The following is a 21,903-nucleotide window of genomic DNA, read 5'->3' as shown; positions in this document are numbered from 1 at the left end:
TCACCGTCGTACGACGGCCTGTCACTCGGTGTGCTCGTCGGCCGCGGACAGCGCCGCGTCCAGAGCCGCCAGGCCCTCCTTCAGCTCGGCCTCGGTCACGGTGCACGGCGGGACGACGTGGGTGCGGTTCATGTTGATGAAGGGCCACAGGCCGTGCGCCTTGGCGGCGGCGCCGAAGGCCGCCATCGGCGCGTTCGCCTCGCCGGCCGCGTTGTACGGCACCAGCGGTTCGCGACTCTCGCGGTTCTTCACCAGTTCCAGCGCCCAGAACATGCCGACACCGCGCACGTCGCCGACGCTCGGGTGCCGCTCGGCCAGCTCGCGCAGCCCCGGCTCCACGACCTCGGTGCCGAGCCGCTTCGCGTTCTCGACGATCCCCTCCTCGGCCATCACGTTGATCGTCGCGACGGCCGCCGCGCACGCCAGCGGATGCCCGGAGTACGTCAGACCACCGGGGTAGGGGCGCTTGCCGAACGTCTGCGCGATCTCGCCGGAGATCGCCACGCCGCCCAGCGGCACGTATCCCGAGTTCACGCCCTTGGCGAAGGTCATCAGGTCCGGTACGACGCCCGACAGGTCCGCCGCGAACCACTCACCGGTCCGCCCGAACCCCGCCATGACCTCGTCCAGGACGAACACGATCCCGTACTTGTCGCACAGCTCGCGCACCCCGGCCAGGTATCCCGGCGGCGGCATCATGATCCCGGCCGTACCCGGGACGGTCTCCAGGATGATCGCGGCGACGGTCGAAGGCCCCTCGAAGGTGATCGTCGTCTCCAGGTGCTCGAGCGCCCGCGCGCACTCCTGCTCCTCCGTCTCGGCGTAGAAGCGGGAGCGGTAGAGGAACGGCGCCCAGAAGTGCACGACCCCGGCCGCGCCGCCGTCGGAGGCCCAGCGGCGCGGATCACCGGTGATGTTGATGGCCTGCTCCGTGCCGCCGTGGTACGAGCGGTACGCCGAGAGCACCTTCGGCCGGCCTGTGTGCAGCCGTGCCATCCGCACCGCGTGCTCGACCGCGTCGGCGCCGCCGTTGGTGAAGAAGATCTTGTCCAGGTCGCCGGGGGTCCGCTCGGCGATCAGCCGCGCCGCCTCCGAGCGGGCCTCGACGGCGAAGGCGGGAGCGAAGGTGGCCATGGTCGCGGCCTGTTCCTGGATCGCCGCGACGACCTTGGGGTGCTGGTAGCCGATGTTGGTGAAGACGAGCCCGCTGGCGAAGTCGAGGTAGCGCCTGCCGTCGTAGTCCCAGAAGTACGACCCTTCGGCACCGGCCACCGCCGGCGGGTCGATCAGGTCCTGCGCGGACCAGGAGTGGAACACGTGCGCGCGGTCGGCCGCCTTCACGGCGGCGCCGGCCTCGGGGTTCGGCTGGGGGGTCCGGTGGGCGGGGGAGGGCTGAGGGGTCATACGGCGAGCGTAGAGGGGCCCGCGGCGGAGCCGGTATCGGCGCCCTGTCTGCGGGAAGGGGGATTTGACGACAGGTTGTCGACGGCGGGCGGCCGGGCGCGGATCCGGTCGCACGCTGTTACGGAACCGTAGAGGGCGGCCCGCTCCGCGCCCCGTGGCTCGCACTATCCTCGGGCTGACGCACAGGGGCGTCGGGGACGTGTCGGGGGATACCGGGGGAGGCGGTTGGGCCATGGAGAGACTCGCGCCCGGCGATCCGCGGGAGATCGGCGCGTACCGGCTGCTGGCGCGGCTCGGCACCGGGGGGATGGGCCAGGTGTACCTGGCACGCTCGGACCGGGGCCGTACGGTCGCCGTGAAGCTGGTGCGGCGGGAACTGGCCCAGCGGGAGGAGTTCCGGGCCCGCTTCCGGCAGGAGGTCGGGGCGGCCCGGCGGGTCGGCGGTCACTGGACGGCACCCGTGCTGGACGCGGACACCGAGGCCGCCGTGCCCTGGGTCGCCACCGGGTACGTCGCCGGGCCCAGCCTCCAGCAGGTCGTCGGCCACGACCACGGGCCGCTGCCCGAGCGGTCGGTGCGCATCCTCGCCGCCGGTCTCGCCGGGGCGCTGCGGGACATCCACGCGGCCGGCCTCGTCCACCGCGACCTCAAGCCGTCCAACGTGCTCGTCACGATCGACGGACCGCGCGTCATCGACTTCGGCATCGCACGGGCGCTGGAGACCGTCACGGACGGCGGGGTCACCCGGGCCGGTGCGCTGGTCGGCTCACCCGGGTTCATGGCGCCCGAGCAGGTGCGCGGTGACCGGGTCACACCCGCGTGCGACGTCTTCTGCCTCGGTTCCCTGCTCGCCTACGCGGCGACCGGCGCCCTGCCCTTCGGCACCGCCGACAGCGGGGTGCACGCGCTGATGTTCCGCATCGTCCGGGAGGAACCCGACCTGGAGGGCGTCCCGGAGGGCGTCGCCGGCCTGGTCCGCGCCTGCCTGCGCAAGGACCCGGCGGCACGCCCCTCGGTGGAGGGGATCATCGAGAGCACCGGCGCCGAGGACACGGTCGCCGACGGCCGCTTCCGCGACCCGTGGCTGCCGAGCGCCCTGGTGGCCCAGCTCGGACGGCACGCGGTGCGGCTGCTGGACGCGGAGGACCCCGAGGGGCCGCGGGGCGGGGCGTGGGCGGAACCGGCCCCGGCGCCCGCACCGGCACCGGGACCGGCACCGGCACCGGGACCGGCACCGGCACCGGCACCGGCACCGGGACCGGCACCGGCACCGGCTCAGCGTCCGGAGGAGAGGCCGGGGCCCGCCGGGGAGCGCGCCCCCGCCCCCGCCGCCGAGCCCACGGCCGGCACGGACTCCACCCTTCCCACGGAGAGCTCCGCGGACCCCACGGCTCCCACGGCGCCTGCAGGTCCCACGGCGCCTACAGGTCCCACGGCGCCTACAGGTCCCACGGCGTCTACAGACCCCACGGCGTCTACAGACCCCACGGCGTCTACAGACCCCACGGTCCCCGCGGGACCCTTCGACCCCGCAGCCCCCAGGGACCCCACCGACACCGTGCTGGCCCCCGATGCCGTCGCCGCCGCGCCCACGCCACCGTCTCCGGGACACCCCGGCGACCGGAGCGGCACGGGGGGCCACCTGCCGACCGCGGTAGACGACCAGACACCCCCGCCGGGCCCGGCCCCGGCCCCCACACACCCGGGGCACGGTGGGCCCCCGCAGCACCCGCAGCAGCACCCCGGGCACCACCTGCCCCGGACCGGCGACCCGGCGCCGGGCCCGCCCGGCGCGACGGGCCCCGCCCCGTACGCCGGCTCCGCAGCGACCCCACCGCACGGCCATCCGCAGTACGGAAGCCAGCAGGACGGGCAGCCGCCGTACGGCAACCAGCGGGAGGCACGCCCGCAGCACGGCACCCAGCAGGACGGGCAGCCGCCGTACGGATCGCAGGGGGAGACGCACTCGCCGTACGGGCCCCGGCAGGGCGGCCCCGAGCCCTCCGGGCACCCGCCACACGGCGCGGCGCCGGCCGGCTCCACCCCGCCGTTCGGTCCCACCCCGTCACTCGGCCCCGCCGCGCAGTTCGGCCCCACCCCGCCGTTCGGTCCCTCCCCTCTCCCGGCGCGGGGCGGGCCGCGCAGCGGTGGGCTGTCCACGGTGGCGCTCGTCGTCGTGGCGGTGGTGGTCGCGCTCGGCGCGGGCGGCTCGGTCTACGCCCTGATGCGGGGCGGCGGCAACGGCAGCCCCGGCCCGTCCCCGACGGTCACCGCACCCACCACGACCGGCCCCGGCCCGTCCCCCACGGCCTCCCCGCCGAACCCGGCCGCCCCGTCGGGCGGGGAGATCCCGACGGGGTACCTCGGCACCTGGAGGTCGTCGATCGACACCGCCTTCGGCCCGGGCCCCCGGCGGCTCACCATCTCCCAGGGCGGGGTCGGGGACACCGTGCTCACCCTGGTCGCCGACGGTCCCACCGAGTCGGGCGGCAGCTACCACTGCGTGTTCGAGGCGCCGCTCGCGGCGCCGCCGGACGCCGGTGGCGCGCTGGAGATCGGCCCCTCGACGGTCTCGGCCGGGCCGGGCGGCGCGTGCAGGCCGGGCGCGGCCACGCAGCTCGTCCTGCTGCCGGGCGGCGGCCTCCAGCGCATCAACAAGGACAGCGGCGAGCAGCTGACGTACGACAAGGCGGGCGGCTGACGTACGCCGTCCCTCCCACGACCGCCGGTCCCGGGCTCCTCACCGGGGTTCCGGCGGCCGCTGCCGGGGCATGTTCGGCCGGGTGCCGCCCGGCGGCAGCGGAAAGCGGCCCGGACCGGTGCCGCCGAGTTCCGGCCGGCCGCCGCCGGGCGCGGTGCTCCGGAGCCCCATCGGCACCGCCCCGACGCGGAACTCCACCATCCAGTCGGCCGTCTCGGTGCGCACCAACTCGGTCACGTCCTCCGAGAACCGCCGCAGCACCGCCAGGCACCGCTCGGCGGCCTCGCCCGCCGTCCCCTCGGCCGGGCCCAGCACCTCCCGCACGCACTCGGACGCCCAGTCGAACTGGAGCGTCTGCAGGCGCCGCTGCACGGCCTGCGCCGTCGCCACGTCCCGCATCCATCCCGAGGTCACCCCGAAGTACCGGTCGGTCCCGACGCACGCCGCCGACAGCAGCAGTGCCAGGCAGCCCCACGGCGCCACCCCGCCCAGCGCCCCGGTGAGGTCCAGCAGGGGCAGCGCCGCCCCGGCCACCGCGCCGGCCGCGGTCCCGCACCGCAGGGCCCGCGCGCCGCGCCGTTTCCACACCCGCTCCGCCAGGTAGCGGGTGGCGGTCCGCAGCGCGCCGTGCTCCACCCACCGGTACAGCTCCTCCAGCCGCTGGGCGGGATCGCCCCAGTCGCCGAGCGGGAGGGCCCGTCCGGCCAGGTCTCCCGGCCGCAGCCCGGCCGCTTCGTCGCCCCGCCTGTCCCGAGGCGGACGCTCGGGCTGCATCTCCGGCTGACCCACCCGGCACTCCCTACTGATCACGTGCTGTGACGCTCTGCTGACCACTTTCCGATCAACCTGATCAACGTTCCGACCACGGGCTGTGACACTGGCTGACGCGCCGGACCCCTTCCTACCCCCCAACGGGTGGCGAAGAGGACGGAAGCACTGCTTTTCCGCCCGGAAGAGGGCCTTGATCAGGTATAGGACTCACCCGAGACTCACCCGAAAGAGTGGCGGGGCGCCGCCCGCCCGGACCACGTAGGCTCGTGCCAGCGGGGAAACGCCGAAGGCACCGGCGGACGGACCCCGCCCGGACGCCCGGACCATCCGGTCATCCGGACGTGCCGTACGAAAGCAGGAGCTGATCGTGATTCCCGGTGGTGGCCAGCCCAACATGCAGCAGCTGCTCCAGCAGGCCCAGAAGATGCAGGAGGACCTGCAGCGGGCCCAGGAGGAACTGGCGCAGACCGAGGTCGACGGGCAGTCGGGCGGCGGCCTGGTGAAGGCCACCGTCACCGGCGCCGGCGAGCTGCGCGCCCTGAAGATCGACCCGAAGGCGGTGGACCCCGAGGACACCGAGACCCTCGCGGACCTGATCGTCGCCGCCGTCCACGCGGCCAACGAGAACGCCCAGACCCTCCAGCAGCAGAAGCTCGGTCCGCTGGCGCAGGGTCTCGGCGGCGGCAGCGGCATCCCCGGGCTGCCTTTCTAGGCGGCCCGCGGGCAACTACCGTACGAACCGAAGCACCACACAGGAAGGACGGCGGTCCGGTGTACGAAGGCGTGGTCCAGGACCTCATCGACGAACTGGGGCGACTGCCCGGCGTCGGTCCCAAGAGCGCGCAGCGGATCGCCTTCCACATCCTGCAGGCGGAGCCGGCGGACGTGCGGCGGCTCGCCCAGGCCCTGACGGAGGTGAAGGCGAAGGTCCGCTTCTGCGCCGTCTGCGGCAACGTGGCGCAGGAGGAGCTGTGCGGCATCTGCCGCGACAGCCGCCGCGACCCCGCCGTCATCTGCGTCGTCGAGGAGCCCAAGGACGTCGTCGCGATCGAGCGCACGCGCGAGTTCCGCGGCCGCTACCACGTCCTGGGCGGGGCGATCAGCCCGATCGAGGGCGTGGGCCCGGACGACCTGCGCATCCGTGAGCTGCTGGCCCGCCTCGCGGACGGCACGGTCACGGAACTGATCCTGGCCACGGACCCGAATCTGGAAGGCGAGGCGACGGCGACGTACCTCGCCCGCATGATCAAGCCCATGGGCCTGAAGGTCACCCGCCTGGCCAGCGGCCTCCCGGTGGGTGGCGACCTGGAGTACGCGGACGAGGTCACCCTCGGCCGCGCCTTCGAGGGGAGACGACTCCTAGATGTCTGACGCCACGCTGCACGCGACCAGCCAGAACCCCGACGATTTCGCGGTCCAGATCGCCGACCAGATCGAGAGCTTCCTGGTCGCCGTCACCGAGGTCGCCAAGGGCGACGAACCGGACTCCGCGGTGCCCTTCCTCCTCCTGGAGGTCTCCCAGCTCCTGCTGGCCGGCGGCCGGCTCGGCGCGCACGAGGACATCGTCCCCGACGAGCGCTACGAGCCCGACCCGGGCCCCGAGCAGGACGTGGACGTCCTCCGCGAGAACCTGGCCCGGCTCCTGGAGCCCATCGACGTCTACTCCGAGGTCTTCGACCCCTACGAGCCGCGCCGGGCCCCGGTCCCCGCCCGTATCTCCGACGACCTCGCCGACGTCGTCAACGACTTGCGCCACGGCATGGCCCACTACCGCGCGGGCCGCACCACCGAGGCGCTGTGGTGGTGGCAGTTCTCCTACTTCTCCAACTGGGGCGGCCTCGCCTCCGCGACCCTGCGGGCCCTGCAGTCCCTCGTCGCACACGTCCGCCTCGACCAGCCGCTGGAGGAACTCGACGGCCTGGACACCGACCAGGCCATGGGCGACGAGGCCCTGGAGTTCGAGGCGGGCCAGGTCATGGCGGAGGAGATCGGCACCCCGCTGGGGCTGCACGGGGCGCAGTAGGACGGCGTTCGCCTCCTCGTCCGGCGGCGCCGCGGCGACTGTGACGCCGCCCACGTTCCGCGTGCGGGTCCGCCCCCTGGGCATGAGCCGTCCTGGTAAGCGGGCTCCGGAGGTCTCAGCATGCGGTATCGCAGAGGGGAAATTCGGACGCTCGATAGACTGAGTCGACCGCACTGCACACGCGCAGGGCGACAGACACGGACTGAGCGAGGAGCGCACGTGGGCCTTGTCGTGCAGAAGTACGGAGGCTCCTCCGTAGCCGATGCCGAGGGCATCAAGCGCGTCGCCAAGCGGATCGTGGAAGCCAAGAAGAACGGCAACCAGGTGGTTGTCGTGGTCTCCGCGATGGGCGACACGACGGACGAGCTGATCGATCTCGCCGAGCAGGTATCCCCGATGCCTGCCGGGCGGGAGTTCGACATGCTGCTGACCGCCGGGGAGCGGATCTCCATGGCCCTGCTGGCCATGGCGATCAAGAACCTGGGCCACGAGGCCCAGTCCTTCACCGGCAGCCAGGCAGGTGTCATCACCGACTCGGTCCACAACAAAGCCCGGATCATCGATGTCACGCCCGGCCGCATCCGGACCGCGCTGGACGAGGGCAACATCGCCATCGTCGCCGGTTTCCAGGGCGTGAGCCAGGACAAGAAGGACATCACCACGCTGGGGCGCGGCGGGTCCGACACCACGGCCGTGGCGCTGGCCGCCGCCCTCGACGCCGAGGTGTGCGAGATCTACACCGACGTGGACGGCGTGTTCACCGCCGACCCGCGGGTGGTGAAGAAGGCCCGGAAGATCGACTGGATCTCGTTCGAGGACATGCTCGAACTGGCCGCGTCCGGGTCCAAGGTGCTGCTCCACCGGTGTGTGGAGTACGCCCGCCGGTACAACATCCCGATCCACGTCCGCTCCTCCTTCAGCGGGCTGCAGGGCACGTGGGTCAGCAGCGAGCCGATTCGGCAGCCGAGTGAGCAAGGGGAACAGCAGGTGGAGCAGGCCATCATCTCCGGTGTCGCGCACGACACCTCCGAGGCCAAGATCACGGTCGTCGGCGTGCCGGACAAGCCCGGCGAGGCCGCCTCCATCTTCCGCACGATCGCCGATGCCGAGATCAACATCGACATGGTCGTGCAGAACGTGTCCGCCGCCTCCACCGGCTTGACGGACATCTCCTTCACGCTCCCCAAGGCCGAGGGCCGCAAGGCCATCGACGCGCTGGAGAAGAACCGCTCCGGCATCGGCTTCGACTCGCTGCGCTACGACGACCAGATCGGCAAGATCTCCCTGGTCGGCGCGGGGATGAAGACCAACCCGGGCGTCACGGCCGACTTCTTCACCGCGCTGTCCGACGCGGGCGTGAACATCGAGCTGATCTCGACCTCCGAGATCCGCATCTCGGTGGTCACCCGCAAGGACGACGTGGCGGAGGCCGTGCGCGCCGTGCACACCGCCTTCGGGCTCGACTCCGACAGCGACGAGGCCGTCGTCTACGGCGGCACCGGGCGATGACCGTGCACCGCCGGGGCCCCGGGCACGGAGGCGTACGACGATGACCGTACGACCGACGCTCGCGGTCGTGGGAGCGACCGGAGCCGTCGGCACGGTCCTGCTGCGGATCCTGTCCCAGCGCGCGGACGTCTGGGGCGAGATCCGCCTGATCGCCTCCCCGCGCTCGGCCGGCCGCAAGCTGGCCGTGCGCGGCGAGGAGGTCGAGGTCCTCGCGCTGAGCGAGGACGCCTTCGACGGGGTGGACATCGCCCTGTTCGACGTTCCCGGCGAGGTGGCCGCCCGGTGGGTCCCGGTGGCCGCCGCCCGGGGCGCCGTCGTCGTGGACAACTCCGGTGCCTTCCGCGCCGACCCGGCCGTGCCGCTGGTGGTGCCCGAGGTCAACGCACACGCGCTGCGGCGGCGTCCGCGCTCCATCGTCGCCAGCCCCGACTGCACCACCCTGACCATGATCGTGGCCCTGGGGGCGCTGCACGCCGAGTTCGGGCTGCGCGAGCTGGTGGTCTCCTCCTACCAGGCGGTGAGCCAGGCCGGGCAGGCGGGCGTGCAGACGCTGCGCCGCCAGCTGTCCCTGGTCGCCGGTACGGAGCTGGGGACCGGCCCCGGTGACGTGCGGCGGGCCGTCGGCGACGACACCGGGCCCTTCCCCGAGCCGGTGGCGCTGAACGTGGTGCCGTGGGCCGGGGCGCTGTGCGACGACGGCTGGTCCTCGCAGGAGATGAGGCTGCGCGACGAGTCCCGCAGGATCCTCGGCCTGCCCCGGCTGCCGGTCGCCGTCACCTGCGTACGCGTCCCGGTGGTCACCACGCACTCCCTCACCGTGCACGCCCGCTTCGAGAACGACGTCACCGTCGACAAGGCCCGCGAGATCATCGCCACCGCTCCCGGCGTCGTGCTCTACGACGATCCCGCGGCGGGCGAGTTCCCCACCCCGGCCGACGTGGTCGGCACCGACCCCACCTGGGTCGGGCGGGTGCGGCGCGCGCTCGACGACCCGACGGCGCTCGAACTCTTCGTCTGCGGCGACAACCAGCGCAAGGGTGCCGCGCTCAACATGGCGCAGATCGCCGAACTGGTGGCCGCGGAGGCGGAGTGAGCCTCCGTCATATGACGGACGGAAAAGTCATGGCCACAGCCGGGTCCCTTTGTAGGATCTGTGTAAGAGGTGTGGACCAGTTGTCGGTCCAGGCCACTTGAACCGTGCTGCCCCGGCGTCCGAAGATTCTCCCTCCCGCCCTCCGCAACCGCGTGCAGGGCGGGAGGCGTCTTTGCGGTCGCCTTTCGGGGGCGTGGGGACGCTGCGGGGCGTGGGGACGCCCCGGTCGCTTCGCGGCACGCCGCGACATAGGGGAAGAGCGGGACGCATGAGGGCATGTGGGGCACCGGCTGTTGTGCGGCCTGACGCGCGAACGTCGTCGGACGCGCCACCGGGCCCGGCCGGCGCAGAACCGGCGTCCGGCGCGTACAACCCCCGAGGGGGCAGACGTGTCCAACTGGCGTGGCAGAGGTACTCGACTTCAGTGCGGCGACCCGCGGCGCCGCTCTGCGGCCGCCCCGCGCGGCGCTCCGACCGCGTAGACCCGGGATCCCCGGCATCCCCGGTCTCCCTGGTGTGTCCGGCCCGCCGGGCGCGCCCCGCCCGGCCGGTGTGCCCGGCCCGGCCGGTGGCATGCCGGTGATCGCCCCCATGCCCGCGGCGCGGCCCACCCGCATACCGAACCAGCGTGACGCCGCCGAGGAGACCGTGACGGCCGGCACCACCATCGACCACCTCACCGAGACCTACCGCGCCCACTACCGCTCCCTGCTGGGCCTGGCGGCGCTCCTCCTCGACGACACGGCCTCCTGCGAGGACGTCGTCCAGGAGGCGTTCATCCGCGTCCACTCCGCCCGCAAGCGCGTCCGCGACCCGGAGAAGACGCTCGCTTACCTGCGCCAGACGGTCGTGAACCTCTCCCGTTCGGCGCTGCGCCGCCGCATCCTCGGCCTGAAGCTGCTGTCCAAGCCCATGCCGGACATGGCCAGCGCGGAGGAGGGCGCCTACGACCAGTTGGAGCGCGACTCGCTGATCAAGGCGATGAAGGGGTTGCAGCGCAGGCAGCGCGAGGTGCTGGTGCTGCGCTACTTCGCGGACATGACCGAGGCACAGGTCGCCGAGACCCTCGGCATATCGCTCGGGTCGGTGAAGGCGTACGGCTCGCGCGGCATCGCCGCGCTGCGCATCACCATGGAGGCGCGGGCATGAGGGAGAACGCCGAGGGACGCGACTCGCACGAACGCCACGAGCCCTACGCGTGGCACGAGCCGGGGCAGCAGGAAGAGAACCACCACACGCCGTCGCACGCTGGGAACGCAACCGTGAACGAGAGCCCTGGAACGGAGGGCCCTGAAGCGAAGGACCCGGACTCGCAGGGACCCGCCTCGAAGGGCCCGGATCTCGTGGACCAGGTCTTGGAGGAGCCGGTATCGGAGGACTCGGTTTCGGAGGGGCCTGACCCCGTGGGCCCGGTTTCGGAGGGGCCCGTCCTGAAGGGCCCGGGCTTCGTGGACCCGGCCTCGGAGGACTCGGACCCCGTGGACCCGGTCTCGGAGGGCTCGGTCCCGGACGGCCCTGGCCCCGTGGGACCGGAAGCGAAGGACCCGGGCTCGAAGCGCCCGGAAGCGAAGGACCCGGAAGCGAAGGACCCGGACTCGAAGGCGCCCGCCGGTCCCGAGGGCGATGCACCCGGAGGGCTTGCCCCGGACGAGCTGGCGCTGCGCCGGATGCTGCACCGGGCGGTCGAGGACGTCGAGCCGCGCGAGGAGACGCTGGAGCACCTGCGGCGCGCGGTTCCGGCGCGGCGGGCCCGCAAACGGCAGGCCGCCGTCGGCATGGCCGCCGCCGCCCTGTTCCTGGGCACCGCCGTCCCGGCCCTCGTCCACGTGTCGCAGTCCACCGGCTCCGCCGCGGACCCGGCCATCGCGGGCCAGGCCTCGCAGGCCCAGGGCGGCGCCGGGGCGGGCAAGGCCGCGGACGGCGGGACGAGCACCGCCGGCGCGTCCTCGGACCGCCCGACCGGCAAGCAGACCGGCGGCAAGAAGGACGACACCAAGGACAGCAAGGCCCCCGCACCGGGCAGCGCCCCCGGCGCCACGGGCAGTCCCTCCGCCCCCGTCCGCACCGGCGCCCCGGTCTGCACGGCCGCCCAGCTGGGTTCCGCCACCGCCACCGTCAGCGCCCCCGACGCGGCCGGCGCCGTGTACGGCACCTTCCATGTCACCAACGTCTCGTCCGGCAACTGCACCGTGGGCGGCCCGGGCTCGGTCACCACGCTCACCGAGGGCGCGGCCGACGCCTCCCGGGTCAGCGTGGTGCAGCACACGGCGGGGGACGCGGCGGCCGGCCTGCCCGACCCGTCCACGGAATCCGCGGCACTGGTCCTGTCCCCGGGGACGGGGTACGAGGTGAAGTTCGCCTGGGTCCCCTCCGACGCCTGCCCCACCGGCGGCGACGGCAGCGGCTCCGGGGGCAGCGGCGGCACCGGCGCTGCGGGCGGCACGGAGACGGGCAAGCCGTCGTCCGGCCCGTCGCCGACCCAGGAGGCGAGCACCGAGGGCGGCACGGCCACGGGCACGGAGACCGGTACGGGCGTGGGTACGGCGCCCCAGCTCGTCCGGGAGGACGGCGGCGGCAAGGCGGACGGGAGCGTCGTGGTCTCGCACACGCCAGAGGCCGGCTCTCCGGAGGTCTCGGTGACGGTGCCGGACGCCTGTGCGGGCACGGTCTACCGCACCGGGGTGCTGGCGACGACGACGCCGTAGACCGGTCGGGGCGGGGCCCCGGCCGTGCCACGGCGTGTCGTGTCCGGCCGGACACCCACCGGACCGGCGGGTCAGACCGTGGCGGTGTGCTCTTCCGGGGATCCGCCGGGCCCGCCGGGACCCCGCGGGTCCTCAGGAGCCCCGGAGTCCTCGGGCGCCAGGCCCAGCGCGGCGTCGCGTGCGGTCTCCACCTCGCGCCGGACCAGCCGGAACCACATGAAGACCACGAACCCGGCGAAGACGAACCACTCACCGGTGTACCCGAGGTTCTGGAACGCCTTCAGGTCCAGCCCGCTGCCCTCGGGCGCCTTCGCGGGCACCGCCTTCATCCCGGAGTCGGCCTTGTCGAGCGTGACCCACGCGTCGTACACGTCGTACGGCACGAGGTTGACCAGCGAGGCCGCGCTGATCGCCCCGGTCTGCCCGGCCGGCAGGCCGCCCTGCGCACCCGCCCCGTTGTCACCGGGTGACTCGGAGGCCTGGAGCGCCCCGGTGACGGTGACCTCGCCGGTGGGCGGCGCGGGGGCCTTCGCCGCGTCCGCGTCCCCCGGCAGCCAGCCGCGGACGACGGGCAGCGCCTTGCCGGAGTCGGTGCGCAGCAGCGTCAGGACGTAGTACCCGCTCCTGCCGTCCAGCACGCGGTCCGGGACCAGCAGCTGCTTGCCGTACCGGCCGGTCGCGGTGGCCCGCATGCCCGAGGTCCGCTTGTCGACGGGGAGCAGCCCCGCCAGCGGGCGCGGCGCCTCCGTACGGGCGGTGGCGGACTGCTCCGTGAGGGCGCGGTGGTCCTCCACGCGCGCGTCGAACCGGCTCAGCTGCCACGACCCCATGAAGACGCAGAACGGGATCGCGAGCAGCACGAACACGTTGATGCCCCACCAGCGGGGCGTCAGAAGAAACCGGTACACGGCTCAACCGTACGGTGCCCGCCCGGCGCGGCAGGCCGCGGGGTCAGAGTTTTCCACAGGCGGGTGGGGACCGAGAGGGGGGCGCGTCGAATGTTTTCCACAGGCTGGGGAACCTGGCGGTGCGTTGTCGGTCGGGCCAGGCACTATGGGGCCATGACTGAGAGCAACGGGCCCGGGGCGCAGGCCCGGCAGAGCGGGCGGAGCCGGCAGGGGCGGACCGAGGACGCGGCAAAGGCGCAGGGGCCGGAACAGGGCCCGGAACAGGGGGCAGCGGTGGCAGCGGGTACGCCGGGGAGTCCGGGCGCGTCCAGGAGGCCGGGGCTGCCGGACTGGGAGAAGCGCTTCCGGGCGCCCCGGGTGTCCCTGCCCGACTGGGCGCAGGACGCACCGGACCGCTCCCTGTTCGTGTCGAACGCGACGGGGACGTACGAGCTGTACGCCTGGGACCGGGCGAGCGGCGCCCAGCGCCAGGCCACCGACCGGCCGAACGGCACCACGGACGGCGTGCTCTCCCCGGACGGCGCGTGGATCTGGTGGTTCGACGACAAGGACGGCGACGAGTTCGGCATCTGGCGCCGCCAGCCGTTCGACGGCGGCCCCGACGAGGCCGCCGTACCGGGCCTGGACCCCTCCTACCCGGCCGACCTGGCACTCGGCCGGGACGGGCGTACGGCGGTCGTCGGCCGCTCCACGGACGAGGACGGCACGACGATCCACCTCGCGCGCGTGGGCTCGGGCGAGGCCCCGGCGGAGATCTACCGCCACCGCGAGTCGGCGGGCGTCGGCGACCTCTCCCACGACGGCGGCCTCATCGCGATCGAGCACACCGAGCACGGCGACGCGATGCACTCGGCGCTGCGCGTGCTGCGCCCGGACGGCACGGCGGTCGCCGAACTGGACGACACCAAGGGCGGCACCGTCGAGCTGGGCCTCGAAGTGCTGGGCTTCGCCCCGGTCGACGGGGACACCCGGCTGCTCATCGGCCACCAGCGCAGGGGCCGCTGGGAGCCGCTGGTCTGGGACGTGGCGACGGGCGAGGAGACCGACCTGGCCCTCGACCTGCCCGGCGACGTGAGCGCCGAGTGGTACCCGGACGGCGGCGGCCTGCTCGTCGCCCACAGCTTCGAGGCCCGCAGCGAGCTGTTCCGCTACGACCCGGCCACCCGCGAGCTGACCAGGATCCCCACCCCGCCGGGCACGGTCTCGGGGGCGTCGGCCCGCCCCGACGGCAGCGTGGAGTACCTGTGGTCGTCGGCGGCCGAGCCCTCGGCGGTCCGGTCGACGAACGGCCGGGTGGTCCTCGACCCGCCCGGCATGAAGTCCCCCGGCTCGGTCCCGGTGGAGGACGTCTGGGTGGAGGGCCCCGGCGGCCGCATCCACGCCCTCGTGCAGAAACCGGCGGGCGCCACCGGTCCGCTCCCCACGGTCTTCGACATCCACGGCGGCCCCACCTGGCACGACAGCGACTCCTTCGCCGCCGGCCCGGCCGCCTGGGTCGACCACGGCTACGCGGTGGTCCGCGTCAACTACCGCGGCTCCACGGGCTACGGCCGGGCCTGGACGGACGCCCTGAAGCACCGGGTCGGCCTGATCGAGCTGGAGGACATCGCCGCGGTCCGCCAGTGGGCGATCACCTCGGGCCTCGCCGACCCGGACCGGCTGATCCTCACCGGCGGCTCCTGGGGCGGCTACCTCACCCTCCTGGGCGTCGGCACCCAGCCGGACGCGTGGACCCTGGGCATCGCGGCGGTTCCGGTCGCCGACTACGTCACGGCGTACCACGACGAGATGGAGGCCCTGAAGGCCATGGACCGCACCTTGCTGGGCGGCACCCCGGAAGAGGTCCCCGAGCGCTTCGAGGCCTCCTCCCCGCTCACCTACGTGGACCAGGTCAGGGCCCCCGTCCACATCTCCGCCGGGGTCAACGACCCCCGCTGCCCCATCCGCCAGATCGACAACTACGTCAAGCGCCTCGCGTCCCGCGATGCCGTCCACGAGGTCTACCGCTACGACGCCGGCCACGGCTCGCTGGTGGTCGACGAGCGCATCAAACAGGTCCGGCTCGAACTGGACTTCGCCGAACGTCATCTGCCGAAGTAGCCGCCCCGGCCTCCGGGAGGAGAGGGGCGGTGCGGGTGGCCACGGGTCTCCGGCGGGGGCGGTGCGGGTGGCCACGGGTCTCCGGTGGGAGGCGGTGCGGGAGGTCACGGGGTCTCCGGTGGGGGGCTGAGCGGGTGGCCGCGAGCCTCCGGTGGGAGGCGGTGCGGGAGTCACGGCCGTGGCCTCCTACACCGCGCCCTCCCGCCCGCGCCGCCCCAGCAGCTCCGCGAGTCCGCGCCGGGTCGCCGCCAGGACGACCCGGTCCTCCTTCCGCAGGACGTACGTGTCGGGCAGGTTCCACCGCGGCCCGGCCGCCCGCCCCGGCAGGGGCTCCGTGACCTCCGCCGCATCCTGTGCGGCGGGCTCGCGCCGCTCCCCGGCCCCGCCCGGCGCGCCCGCCTCCAGCGCCAGCACCCGCCAGTACCCCGCCCGGAACGCCTCCGCGACCGTCCTGCCCTCCAGCTGCGGATGCCCGCCGACGTCCACGGACGCGAACAGCAGTACCCGCCGCTCCACCGGGACGGCCCCCAGGATCTGCCGCCCGAACATCGCCCCGGCGAACGCGGGGGCCGCCAGGTGCGTCACGCTCCGGCTGCGCGTCCGCGCCCGCGGATGCGCGGCCCGCAGCGTCCGGTAGACCGCCGTCGCGAAGTCGTCGTCGTACAGCCGCAGCACCACCCGCAGGTCGGGCCGCACCGAGCGCGCGTACAGGACGGCCTCCAGGTTCGTCGTGTCCGCGCTCGTCACCGCGAGCAGCGCGTGCGCGCGGTGGATCTTCGCGGCCTCCAGCACGCCCTCCTGCGTGACGTCACCGAGCACCACCGGCACCCGCAGCCGCCGCGCCGTCGCCAGCCCCCGCGCCTCCGGATCCGACTCCACGCACACCACGGGGACCTGGAGTTCCCGCAGCCGCGTCAGCACCCGCGTGCCGACCTTGCCCAGCCCGAGGAGCACCACGTGCCCGCCGAGCCCGCGTGGCGGCCTGCGCAGCGCGGACCCCGACCGGAAGGTCCCCAACGCCTCCAGCACCGCGGCGAGCAGCACCGGCAGCAGCAGCAGCCCCACAAGGCCGGACAGCAGTTGGAGCACCTGCCGTCCCACCGTCTGCCCGATCGCCGGGTCGTCGATGGCGAACAGGTCGAGCAGCGTCAGATACAGCGCGCCCAGCGGGCGTACCCCCGTGACCAGCCACAACGCCACCGCGAGCGCGAACACGCACGCCACGAGACCCGCCACCGACCACCGCAGGCGCCGCGAGAACAACGACGTGAGCGGCGGGACGACACCGACCCCGCGCCCGGACGGCAGGGGAGGCCCGGCGGCGTACGACACCTGCTCCAGCACCACCGTGCCGCGGCCGGTGGCCTCCCGTACCGCCGCCGCGTCCGGCAGCAGCCGGGGCCGCTGCTCCCCGCTGGCCTCGGACCCGTCGGCACCGGCCGGATCGCTGCTGGTCGCCGACAGCAGGGCCAGCGTGCACAGCCCGGGGTCGGCGACCTGCCCCGGCGCGGGCGGCGGCCGTTCGACGGCGTGCAGCAGCAGTCCCTCGGTCTGCACGACCTTGCTGGTGCCGATGACCGCAGCGGCGGCCAGCGCGGGCGCGGCCGTGTCGGCGTCCGACAGCACGGTCGTGGACGCGTCGCCGGCGAGCGGGGCGTCGCTGTCGCCGGTCGCCAACGCTGCTGCCTGGTCCAGGAGTTCCTCGATGTGCTGCCCGAGCCGCCGGTTGTACAGGCGCAGGACGAGCCGCAGTCTCGGGTTGAGTCGCCGGACGGTGAGCGCGGCCCGGATGTTGGTCTCGTCGTCGTCGTACACGAGAGCCAGCGCGGTCGCCCGCTCCACCCCCGCGTCCAGGAGCACGGCCTCGGTCGGCTCGGCCGCCTCCACCACCCGGTCCGCACCACCACCGGTCCCGCCGCCGGCGCCACTGCCGCCCCCGCCGCCGGGACCGGCGCCCGCGTGAGCGTTCCCGCCGTTCCCGCCGGTCCGGCCCACGGCGGCACTCACCACCCGGTCCAGCAGCGCCGAGGCGGACCGCGCACGGCCCACCACCGGCGGCCGTACCGCGCGCTCGGAGGCCGGGACGACCAGCGTGACCTGCTCGCCGTACACACCGCGCAGCTCGGCGGCCAGACGGTGCGCGAGCCCGTCGTCACCGCACACCACCATGTGCGCCCCCGTGCCGCCCGGCGCACCACCTTGATACGGAACGCTCCCCACGAGGGGAAAGACTGCCCTACGGGGGCAGGTGGTTCCAGCGGCTCGATCTCCGGGGGAATCCGGAAGAATCGGACAGAGGGGTCGCGCGCGGTCGGCAATCCCTCGCCACGGACAGGCCGTATGTACGGATATGCCAAGGTTCCGGTTCCCTGTGGGGCGTCTCCCGGACGAGGCTCTGCTCTCCGGGCTGGCCACCGGTGACCCGGAACTCGCCGTCAGCTTCGTGCGGCGGTTCCAGCACCGGGTCTACGGCGTCGCCATCGCCGTCACCGGTGATCCGCAACTGGCCGAGGACATCGCCCAGCAGACCTTCGAACGGGCGTGGCACCACGCGCAGATCTACGACTCGCGGCGCGGTTCGGTCACCACCTGGCTGACCGCCATCGCCCACAACCTCGCCATCGACGCCGTCCGCGCCCGGCGCCCCGAACCGGTGGCGCCCGAGGACCTCGACGCGGTCCTGGACGCCGTCAGCGACACCCCGGAGCGGCACGCGCTGGCGGACGAGGCGTCGGCCCGGCTGCGGGCGGCGGTGGCGGAGCTGCCGCCCGCACAGGGCCGGGCCCTGGTGATGGCGGGCATCTACGGCATGACCGCCCAGCAGATCGCAGACCGGGAGGGGATCCCGCTGGGCACCGCCAAGACACGGATCCGGGCGGCGATGGGGAAGCTGCGGACCACGCTCGAATCCGACCTGCGAGGCGACCATGAGCAGTGACGTGACCTGCGAGAAGCTGCGCGATTTCGGCGCCGAGCTGGCGCTTGGCGTGCTGCCGGGCCGCGAGCGGGCCGGCGCCGTGGCGCATCTGGAGGGGTGCGCGGACTGCCGGGAGCACGTCCGGCAGCTGACCCAGGTCGGCGACCGGCTGATCGGGCTGCTCCCGTGCAGCGAGCCACCGGTCGGGTTCGAGGCCCGGGTGGCGCAGGCGCTGACCCGGGGCGCGCAGATGCGGGAGGGACGCGAAGGGCGGGAGGGGCATGAGGGACACCTGGGACGCGCGCGTGCGCGTGCGGCCGGGCTGCGGGGCCGCGGGACCCGGCCGCGGATCGTCGCCGCCGCCACGGCGTTCGTCCTCGCCGTGGGGTTCGGCGGCTGGTCGGTCGGCACGGCGGTCGAGTCCGCGCTGGCGGGCCCCGCTCCGTCCGGCACGGGCCGGGAGACTGGCCTGCTGTGGGGCGGGCTGACCTCCGTCCGTCCGGTGTCCGGACGCCCGGCCGGTGAGGTGTACGCCCACGCGGGCTCCCCCGGCTGGGTCTACATGACCGTCGACCTCACCGCGGCCGGTGCCGCGTACACCGGCAAGGTCTCCTGCGTGCTGGTGCGCCAGGACGGCAGCGGCGTCCGGGTCGGCACGTTCGACCTGTACGACGGCAAGGGCGCGTGGGGGGCGCCGGCGCCGCCCATGGACGGCTCGGCGCTCGCCGGGGCCCGGCTGACGTCCGCCGACGGGACGGTGCTGGCGAGCACCCACTTCACCACCGCCTCGGCGGACTCCGGCTGACCCCGGCCGGACGCGGCAGCGACTGACCCCCGGCCGGGCGCGGCAGCGACTGGTCAGCGGCAGCCGGTCCCGCTCACTTCAGGGAGCGCGCGCAGCGCCGCCGCCAGCTCGGGGACCGTGGGCCGTGCCGCCGGGTCCTGGCGCAGACAGCCGTCGACGGCGGCGGCGAGCGCGCGAGGCAGGCGCCGCCGCGCCGAGACCGGAGGTGCCTCGGCCTCCAACTGCGGATACCAGCCCCGGCCCTCCCCGCCGCCGCCAATGCCAATGCCAATGCCAATGCCACCGTCGCCGTCCCGGCCGCCGCTGCCGCTGTGCACGGTCACCCCGCGGTCGAAGGGCACGTCGCCGCAGGCCGTCTCGTACAGGGTGACGCCGATGCCCCACACGTCCGCCGCGGCCGTCAACGATCCCCCGCGTGCCTGCTCCGGCGCGAGGTAGGAGAAGGTGCCCACCCCGGGAGGGGCGGGACCGGGCGGCCGGGCCACGCTGAGGTCGAGCACTTTCGCGCAGCCGTGGTCCACGACGACGTTGGACGGCTTGAGATCGAGGTGCAGCAGGCCGCGGCCGTGCAGGTAGTGGACCGCGGAGCACAGCTGCACCCCCAGGAGCGCCACGTCGGCGGCGGCCGGCCGCCGCCGCAGCCGGTGGACGAGACGGGACAGCGTCTCCCCGGTCAGTGTCTCCAGGACGACCAGCGGCTGCGGTGCCGTGCGGACCTCGTACCCGCGGACCAGGTGCGGATGTGTGAAGCCGCACAGCCAGCGGCCCTCCCGCAGCAGCCGTTCGGCCGCCGCCTGCTCGGCACGGCGGTCGGGGCGCAGCACCTTGAGGACGCACCGGCAGGCGCGTTCCTCGCTCCAGGCGTCGTACACGTCCAGCCATCCGGTTCGGGCCAGGTGCCCGAGCACGCGGAAGCCGGGCACCGGCCGGGTGCCCGGGGTCAGCACGGGGCCCGCCGGGGGATGGCTCATGACAGCACGGCCCCCGGGGAGGGAGCGGCCATGGCGTGCAGCCGGTGCAGCCGGGCGTACGCGCCGCCGTGCGCGAGGAGTTCGTCGTGGGTGCCGCACTCGGCGATCCGGCCGCGGTCGAGCACCACGATCCGGGAGGCGTCGGCGACGGTGAGCAGGTTGTGCGAGATGACGACGGTCGTCCGGCCCGACATGAGGCGGCGCAGCGGGGCCATGATCCTGCGGCCGGATCCGGCGTCGAGGCCGGTGGTGGGCTCGTCCAGGAGCAGCACGGGCGCGTCCCTGATCATCGCGCGGGCGATCGCCAGACGCTGGCGCTGGCCGCCCGAGAGCGTCCGGCCGCGCTGGCCGACCGTGGTGTCGTACCCCTGCGGGAGCCGCCGGATGAACTCGTCGGCGTCCGCCGCCCGTGCCGCCGCGACGATCTCGGACTCGGTGGCGCCGGGCCGGCCGTAGGCGATGTTCTCCCGCACGGTGCCGTGCAGGACGAGGGTCTCCTGGAGGACCACCGCGACACTCTCGCGCAGGTCGGCCAGGGCCAGGTCCCGCAGGTCGGTGCCGTCCAGGCGTACGGCGCCCAGGTCGGGGTCGTAGAAGCGCAGCTGGAGCTTGGCCACGGTGGACTTCCCGGCCCCGCTGGCGCCGACCAGGGCCAGGGTCTCGCCGGGCCGGACGCGGAAGGACACGTCGGTGAGCGCCCAGGGGGCCGCGGGACTGGACGGGGTGCCCTCGCGTCCCGGGCGGCCTTCGCGTCCCGAGCGGCCTTCGCGTCCCGGGGGGCCTTCGCGTCCCGGGGGACCCGCGCGGCCCGATGTGGTGTCGCCGCTCGGGCCGGCCGCCGGGTAGCGGAAGCTCACTGCGTCGAACTCGATCTCACCGCGTGCCCGGCCGAGCCGGCGGGCGTGGGGCGCCTCGGTGGCCTGGGGGCGCTGGTCGAGCAGTTCGACGATGCGTTCGGCGGAGGCGGAGGCGGCGTAGAAGGTGGTGCCGAGGCGGGACAGGTCGCGCACCGGGCCGTAGAGCTTGCCGATCAGGGCCAGGAAGACCAGGAGGCCGCCCAGGGTGAGCTGGCCCTGGGTCAGTTTCCAGGTGCCGAAGCCCATGACGGCGAGCGCCCCGCACATCTCGATCAGTTCCACGAGCGGCCGGTACAGGGCCCGGATCCGGGTCGAGGCCATGGCGGCGTGGAAGGTGCCGAGGCTCTCGCGTTCGAAGCGGCGTGCCTCCCAGGCCTGCCGGTTGTACGCCTGCACGAGGGCCACGTTGCCCAGCGACTCCTCGGCGACCGCCGTGAGCGAGCCGCCGCGGCGCCTGCGCTCCCTGGACGCCGCCTTGACCAGCCGTGAGAAGTGCCGCGCGGAGCCCCAGAACAGTGGCACGATGACGAGCGCGAGCAGTGTGAGGTCCCAGCGCAGGTAGAACAGGACTCCCAGGAAGACGCCCAGTTGGAGGACGTACGAGAGGACGTCGGCCACGCCCGACAGCAGGAACGTCTCGACGGCGTCCACGTCCCCCGTGATCCGTGACAGCACGTCCCCGAGCCGCCGCCGCTCGAAGAACCCGAGCGACAGTCCCTGGACGTGCCGGAAGACGTCGGAGCGCAGCGCCAGCAGGAAGCTCTCGCTGGTGTACGCGGACATCATGTCGTCGGTGAACCCCAGGACCCCGGAGACGACGACGAGTCCCAGGCAGGCCGGGGCGATCCAGAGGAAGGGGGTCAGGTTCCGGGGGACGAGCACGTCGTCCACCAGGAGCTTGAACAGCCACAGTTCGCCGGCGTCGACGAGCGGCCAGGCCAGGCTGAACAGCGCCAGGGGGACGAGCCGGCCGCGCCGCCCGCGGGTGTAGGGCCAGAAACGCCGGAAGACCGCACGCGGGCTCAGCGGGGGAGCGGCGGCGACGACGGCCTCGCCGCCCGACGCGCCGTCCGCCTCGCCGCCCGACGCGCCGTCTGCCCCGCCGCCTGCCTCGCCGGTCGTCCCGCGGCCCACCGACA

The 21,903-nt window shown here is 74.2% G+C and carries 17 protein-coding genes; 11 read left to right on the top strand and 6 right to left on the bottom strand.

Translation table 11 applies throughout. The annotated features are described in order from the left end of the window. Positions 1 to 21: 21 nt before the first annotated feature. Positions 22 to 1,404 (bottom strand): aspartate aminotransferase family protein, encoded by a 1,383-nt coding sequence (locus tag ACFC02_RS07615; RefSeq protein WP_376353591.1) that lies wholly within the window; start codon positions 1,402 to 1,404, stop codon positions 22 to 24. A gap of 232 nt (positions 1,405 to 1,636) precedes the next feature. On the opposite strand from ACFC02_RS07615, the gene ACFC02_RS07610 reads away from it, so the two are divergent. Beyond that, a complete protein-coding gene (locus ACFC02_RS07610; RefSeq protein ID WP_376353588.1) occupies positions 1,637 to 4,105 on the top strand; it encodes a protein kinase in 2,469 nt (822 codons plus the stop codon). Between the two features lie 39 nt (positions 4,106 to 4,144). Here the strand turns inward: ACFC02_RS07610 and ACFC02_RS07605 are convergent, their stop codons facing one another. Further along, entirely contained in the window at positions 4,145 to 4,894 is a 750-nt protein-coding gene (locus ACFC02_RS07605; RefSeq protein WP_376353585.1) for an SLATT domain-containing protein, read from the bottom strand. A gap of 349 nt (positions 4,895 to 5,243) precedes the next feature. Between ACFC02_RS07605 and ACFC02_RS07600 the strand changes: the two genes are divergently transcribed. The 7 genes from ACFC02_RS07600 to ACFC02_RS07570 all read left to right on the top strand — a co-directional run bounded on the left by ACFC02_RS07600 (position 5,244) and on the right by ACFC02_RS07570 (position 12,206). Next, positions 5,244 to 5,588, top strand: coding sequence for a YbaB/EbfC family nucleoid-associated protein (locus ACFC02_RS07600; protein ID WP_360971242.1), 345 nt, complete (start codon positions 5,244 to 5,246; stop codon positions 5,586 to 5,588). A gap of 59 nt (positions 5,589 to 5,647) precedes the next feature. After that, positions 5,648 to 6,247 carry a recombination mediator RecR gene (recR, locus tag ACFC02_RS07595; protein ID WP_037850715.1) on the top strand — a complete coding sequence of 200 codons (600 nt, stop codon included), beginning with the start codon at positions 5,648 to 5,650 and terminating at the stop codon, positions 6,245 to 6,247. Beyond that, entirely contained in the window at positions 6,240 to 6,899 is a 660-nt protein-coding gene (locus ACFC02_RS07590; protein ID WP_376353581.1) for a DUF5063 domain-containing protein, read from the top strand. The genes recR and ACFC02_RS07590 overlap by 8 nt, the downstream gene beginning before the upstream one ends. Before the next feature lie 219 nt (positions 6,900 to 7,118). Then, positions 7,119 to 8,408 carry an aspartate kinase gene (locus ACFC02_RS07585; RefSeq protein WP_360971236.1) on the top strand — a complete coding sequence of 430 codons (1,290 nt, stop codon included), beginning with the start codon at positions 7,119 to 7,121 and terminating at the stop codon, positions 8,406 to 8,408. A gap of 40 nt (positions 8,409 to 8,448) precedes the next feature. Then, on the top strand, positions 8,449 to 9,501 hold the full coding sequence (locus tag ACFC02_RS07580) for an aspartate-semialdehyde dehydrogenase (RefSeq protein ID WP_376353577.1): 1,053 nt from the start codon (positions 8,449 to 8,451) through the stop codon (positions 9,499 to 9,501). 402 nt (positions 9,502 to 9,903) lie between these two features. Beyond that, positions 9,904 to 10,650 (top strand): SigE family RNA polymerase sigma factor, encoded by a 747-nt coding sequence (locus tag ACFC02_RS07575; protein ID WP_376353574.1) that lies wholly within the window; start codon positions 9,904 to 9,906, stop codon positions 10,648 to 10,650. A 254-nt stretch (positions 10,651 to 10,904) separates the two neighbouring features. Next, entirely contained in the window at positions 10,905 to 12,206 is a 1,302-nt protein-coding gene (locus tag ACFC02_RS07570) for a hypothetical protein (protein WP_376353571.1), read from the top strand. 71 nt (positions 12,207 to 12,277) lie between these two features. Here ACFC02_RS07570 and ACFC02_RS07565 read toward each other — a convergent pair whose 3' ends face one another. After that, positions 12,278 to 13,114 carry an SURF1 family protein gene (locus ACFC02_RS07565; RefSeq protein WP_376353568.1) on the bottom strand — a complete coding sequence of 279 codons (837 nt, stop codon included), beginning with the start codon at positions 13,112 to 13,114 and terminating at the stop codon, positions 12,278 to 12,280. 153 nt (positions 13,115 to 13,267) lie between these two features. Between ACFC02_RS07565 and ACFC02_RS07560 the strand changes: the two genes are divergently transcribed. After that, positions 13,268 to 15,214 (top strand): prolyl oligopeptidase family serine peptidase, encoded by a 1,947-nt coding sequence (locus ACFC02_RS07560; RefSeq protein WP_376353565.1) that lies wholly within the window; start codon positions 13,268 to 13,270, stop codon positions 15,212 to 15,214. Between the two features lie 186 nt (positions 15,215 to 15,400). Here ACFC02_RS07560 and ACFC02_RS07555 read toward each other — a convergent pair whose 3' ends face one another. Continuing rightward, on the bottom strand, positions 15,401 to 17,383 hold the full coding sequence (locus ACFC02_RS07555) for an NAD-binding protein (protein WP_376353563.1): 1,983 nt from the start codon (positions 17,381 to 17,383) through the stop codon (positions 15,401 to 15,403). 181 nt (positions 17,384 to 17,564) lie between these two features. Between ACFC02_RS07555 and ACFC02_RS07550 the strand changes: the two genes are divergently transcribed. Together ACFC02_RS07550 and ACFC02_RS07545 are read left to right on the top strand one after the other, a co-directional pair. After that, complete coding sequence (locus tag ACFC02_RS07550; protein WP_376353561.1) at positions 17,565 to 18,152, top strand: RNA polymerase sigma factor; 588 nt, start codon at positions 17,565 to 17,567, stop codon at positions 18,150 to 18,152. Next, a complete protein-coding gene (locus ACFC02_RS07545; RefSeq protein WP_376353558.1) occupies positions 18,142 to 18,936 on the top strand; it encodes a hypothetical protein in 795 nt (264 codons plus the stop codon). Before ACFC02_RS07550 ends, ACFC02_RS07545 begins: the two co-directional genes overlap by 11 nt. Positions 18,937 to 18,989: 53 nt before the next feature. Here ACFC02_RS07545 and ACFC02_RS07540 read toward each other — a convergent pair whose 3' ends face one another. Together ACFC02_RS07540 and ACFC02_RS07535 are read right to left on the bottom strand one after the other, a co-directional pair. Continuing rightward, positions 18,990 to 19,907: a serine/threonine-protein kinase gene (locus tag ACFC02_RS07540; protein ID WP_376353555.1), complete on the bottom strand. Its 918-nt coding sequence runs from the start codon at positions 19,905 to 19,907 to the stop codon at positions 18,990 to 18,992. Next, entirely contained in the window at positions 19,904 to 21,898 is a 1,995-nt protein-coding gene (locus ACFC02_RS07535) for an ABC transporter ATP-binding protein (protein WP_376353553.1), read from the bottom strand. The genes ACFC02_RS07540 and ACFC02_RS07535 overlap by 4 nt, the downstream gene beginning before the upstream one ends. Between the last annotated feature and the right edge of the window lie 5 nt (positions 21,899 to 21,903).

This window comes from Streptomyces sp. NPDC056160 (genome assembly GCF_042268205.1).
GTDB lineage: Bacteria > Actinomycetota > Actinomycetes > Streptomycetales > Streptomycetaceae > Streptomyces.
Note: the sequence above shows the minus strand (reverse complement) of the source record. Positions and strands in the feature narration are given on the sequence as shown.

Bases quoted from the DNA above. Each gene is read 5' to 3' on its own strand.
- ACFC02_RS07560 (WP_376353565.1), top strand. From the start codon at position 13,268: ATGACTGAGAGCAACGGGCCCGGGGCGCAGGCCCGGCAGAGCGGGCGG.
- ACFC02_RS07610 (WP_376353588.1), top strand. From the start codon at position 1,637: ATGGAGAGACTCGCGCCCGGCGATCCGCGGGAGATCGGCGCGTACCGG.
- ACFC02_RS07590 (WP_376353581.1), top strand. From the start codon at position 6,240: ATGTCTGACGCCACGCTGCACGCGACCAGCCAGAACCCCGACGATTTC.
- ACFC02_RS07540 (WP_376353555.1), bottom strand. From the start codon at position 19,907: ATGAGCCATCCCCCGGCGGGCCCCGTGCTGACCCCGGGCACCCGGCCG.
- ACFC02_RS07580 (WP_376353577.1), top strand. From the start codon at position 8,449: ATGACCGTACGACCGACGCTCGCGGTCGTGGGAGCGACCGGAGCCGTC.
- ACFC02_RS07545 (WP_376353558.1), top strand. From the start codon at position 18,142: ATGAGCAGTGACGTGACCTGCGAGAAGCTGCGCGATTTCGGCGCCGAG.
- ACFC02_RS07555 (WP_376353563.1), bottom strand. From the start codon at position 17,383: ATGGTGGTGTGCGGTGACGACGGGCTCGCGCACCGTCTGGCCGCCGAG.
- ACFC02_RS07550 (WP_376353561.1), top strand. From the start codon at position 17,565: ATGCCAAGGTTCCGGTTCCCTGTGGGGCGTCTCCCGGACGAGGCTCTG.
- ACFC02_RS07615 (WP_376353591.1), bottom strand. From the start codon at position 1,404: ATGACCCCTCAGCCCTCCCCCGCCCACCGGACCCCCCAGCCGAACCCC.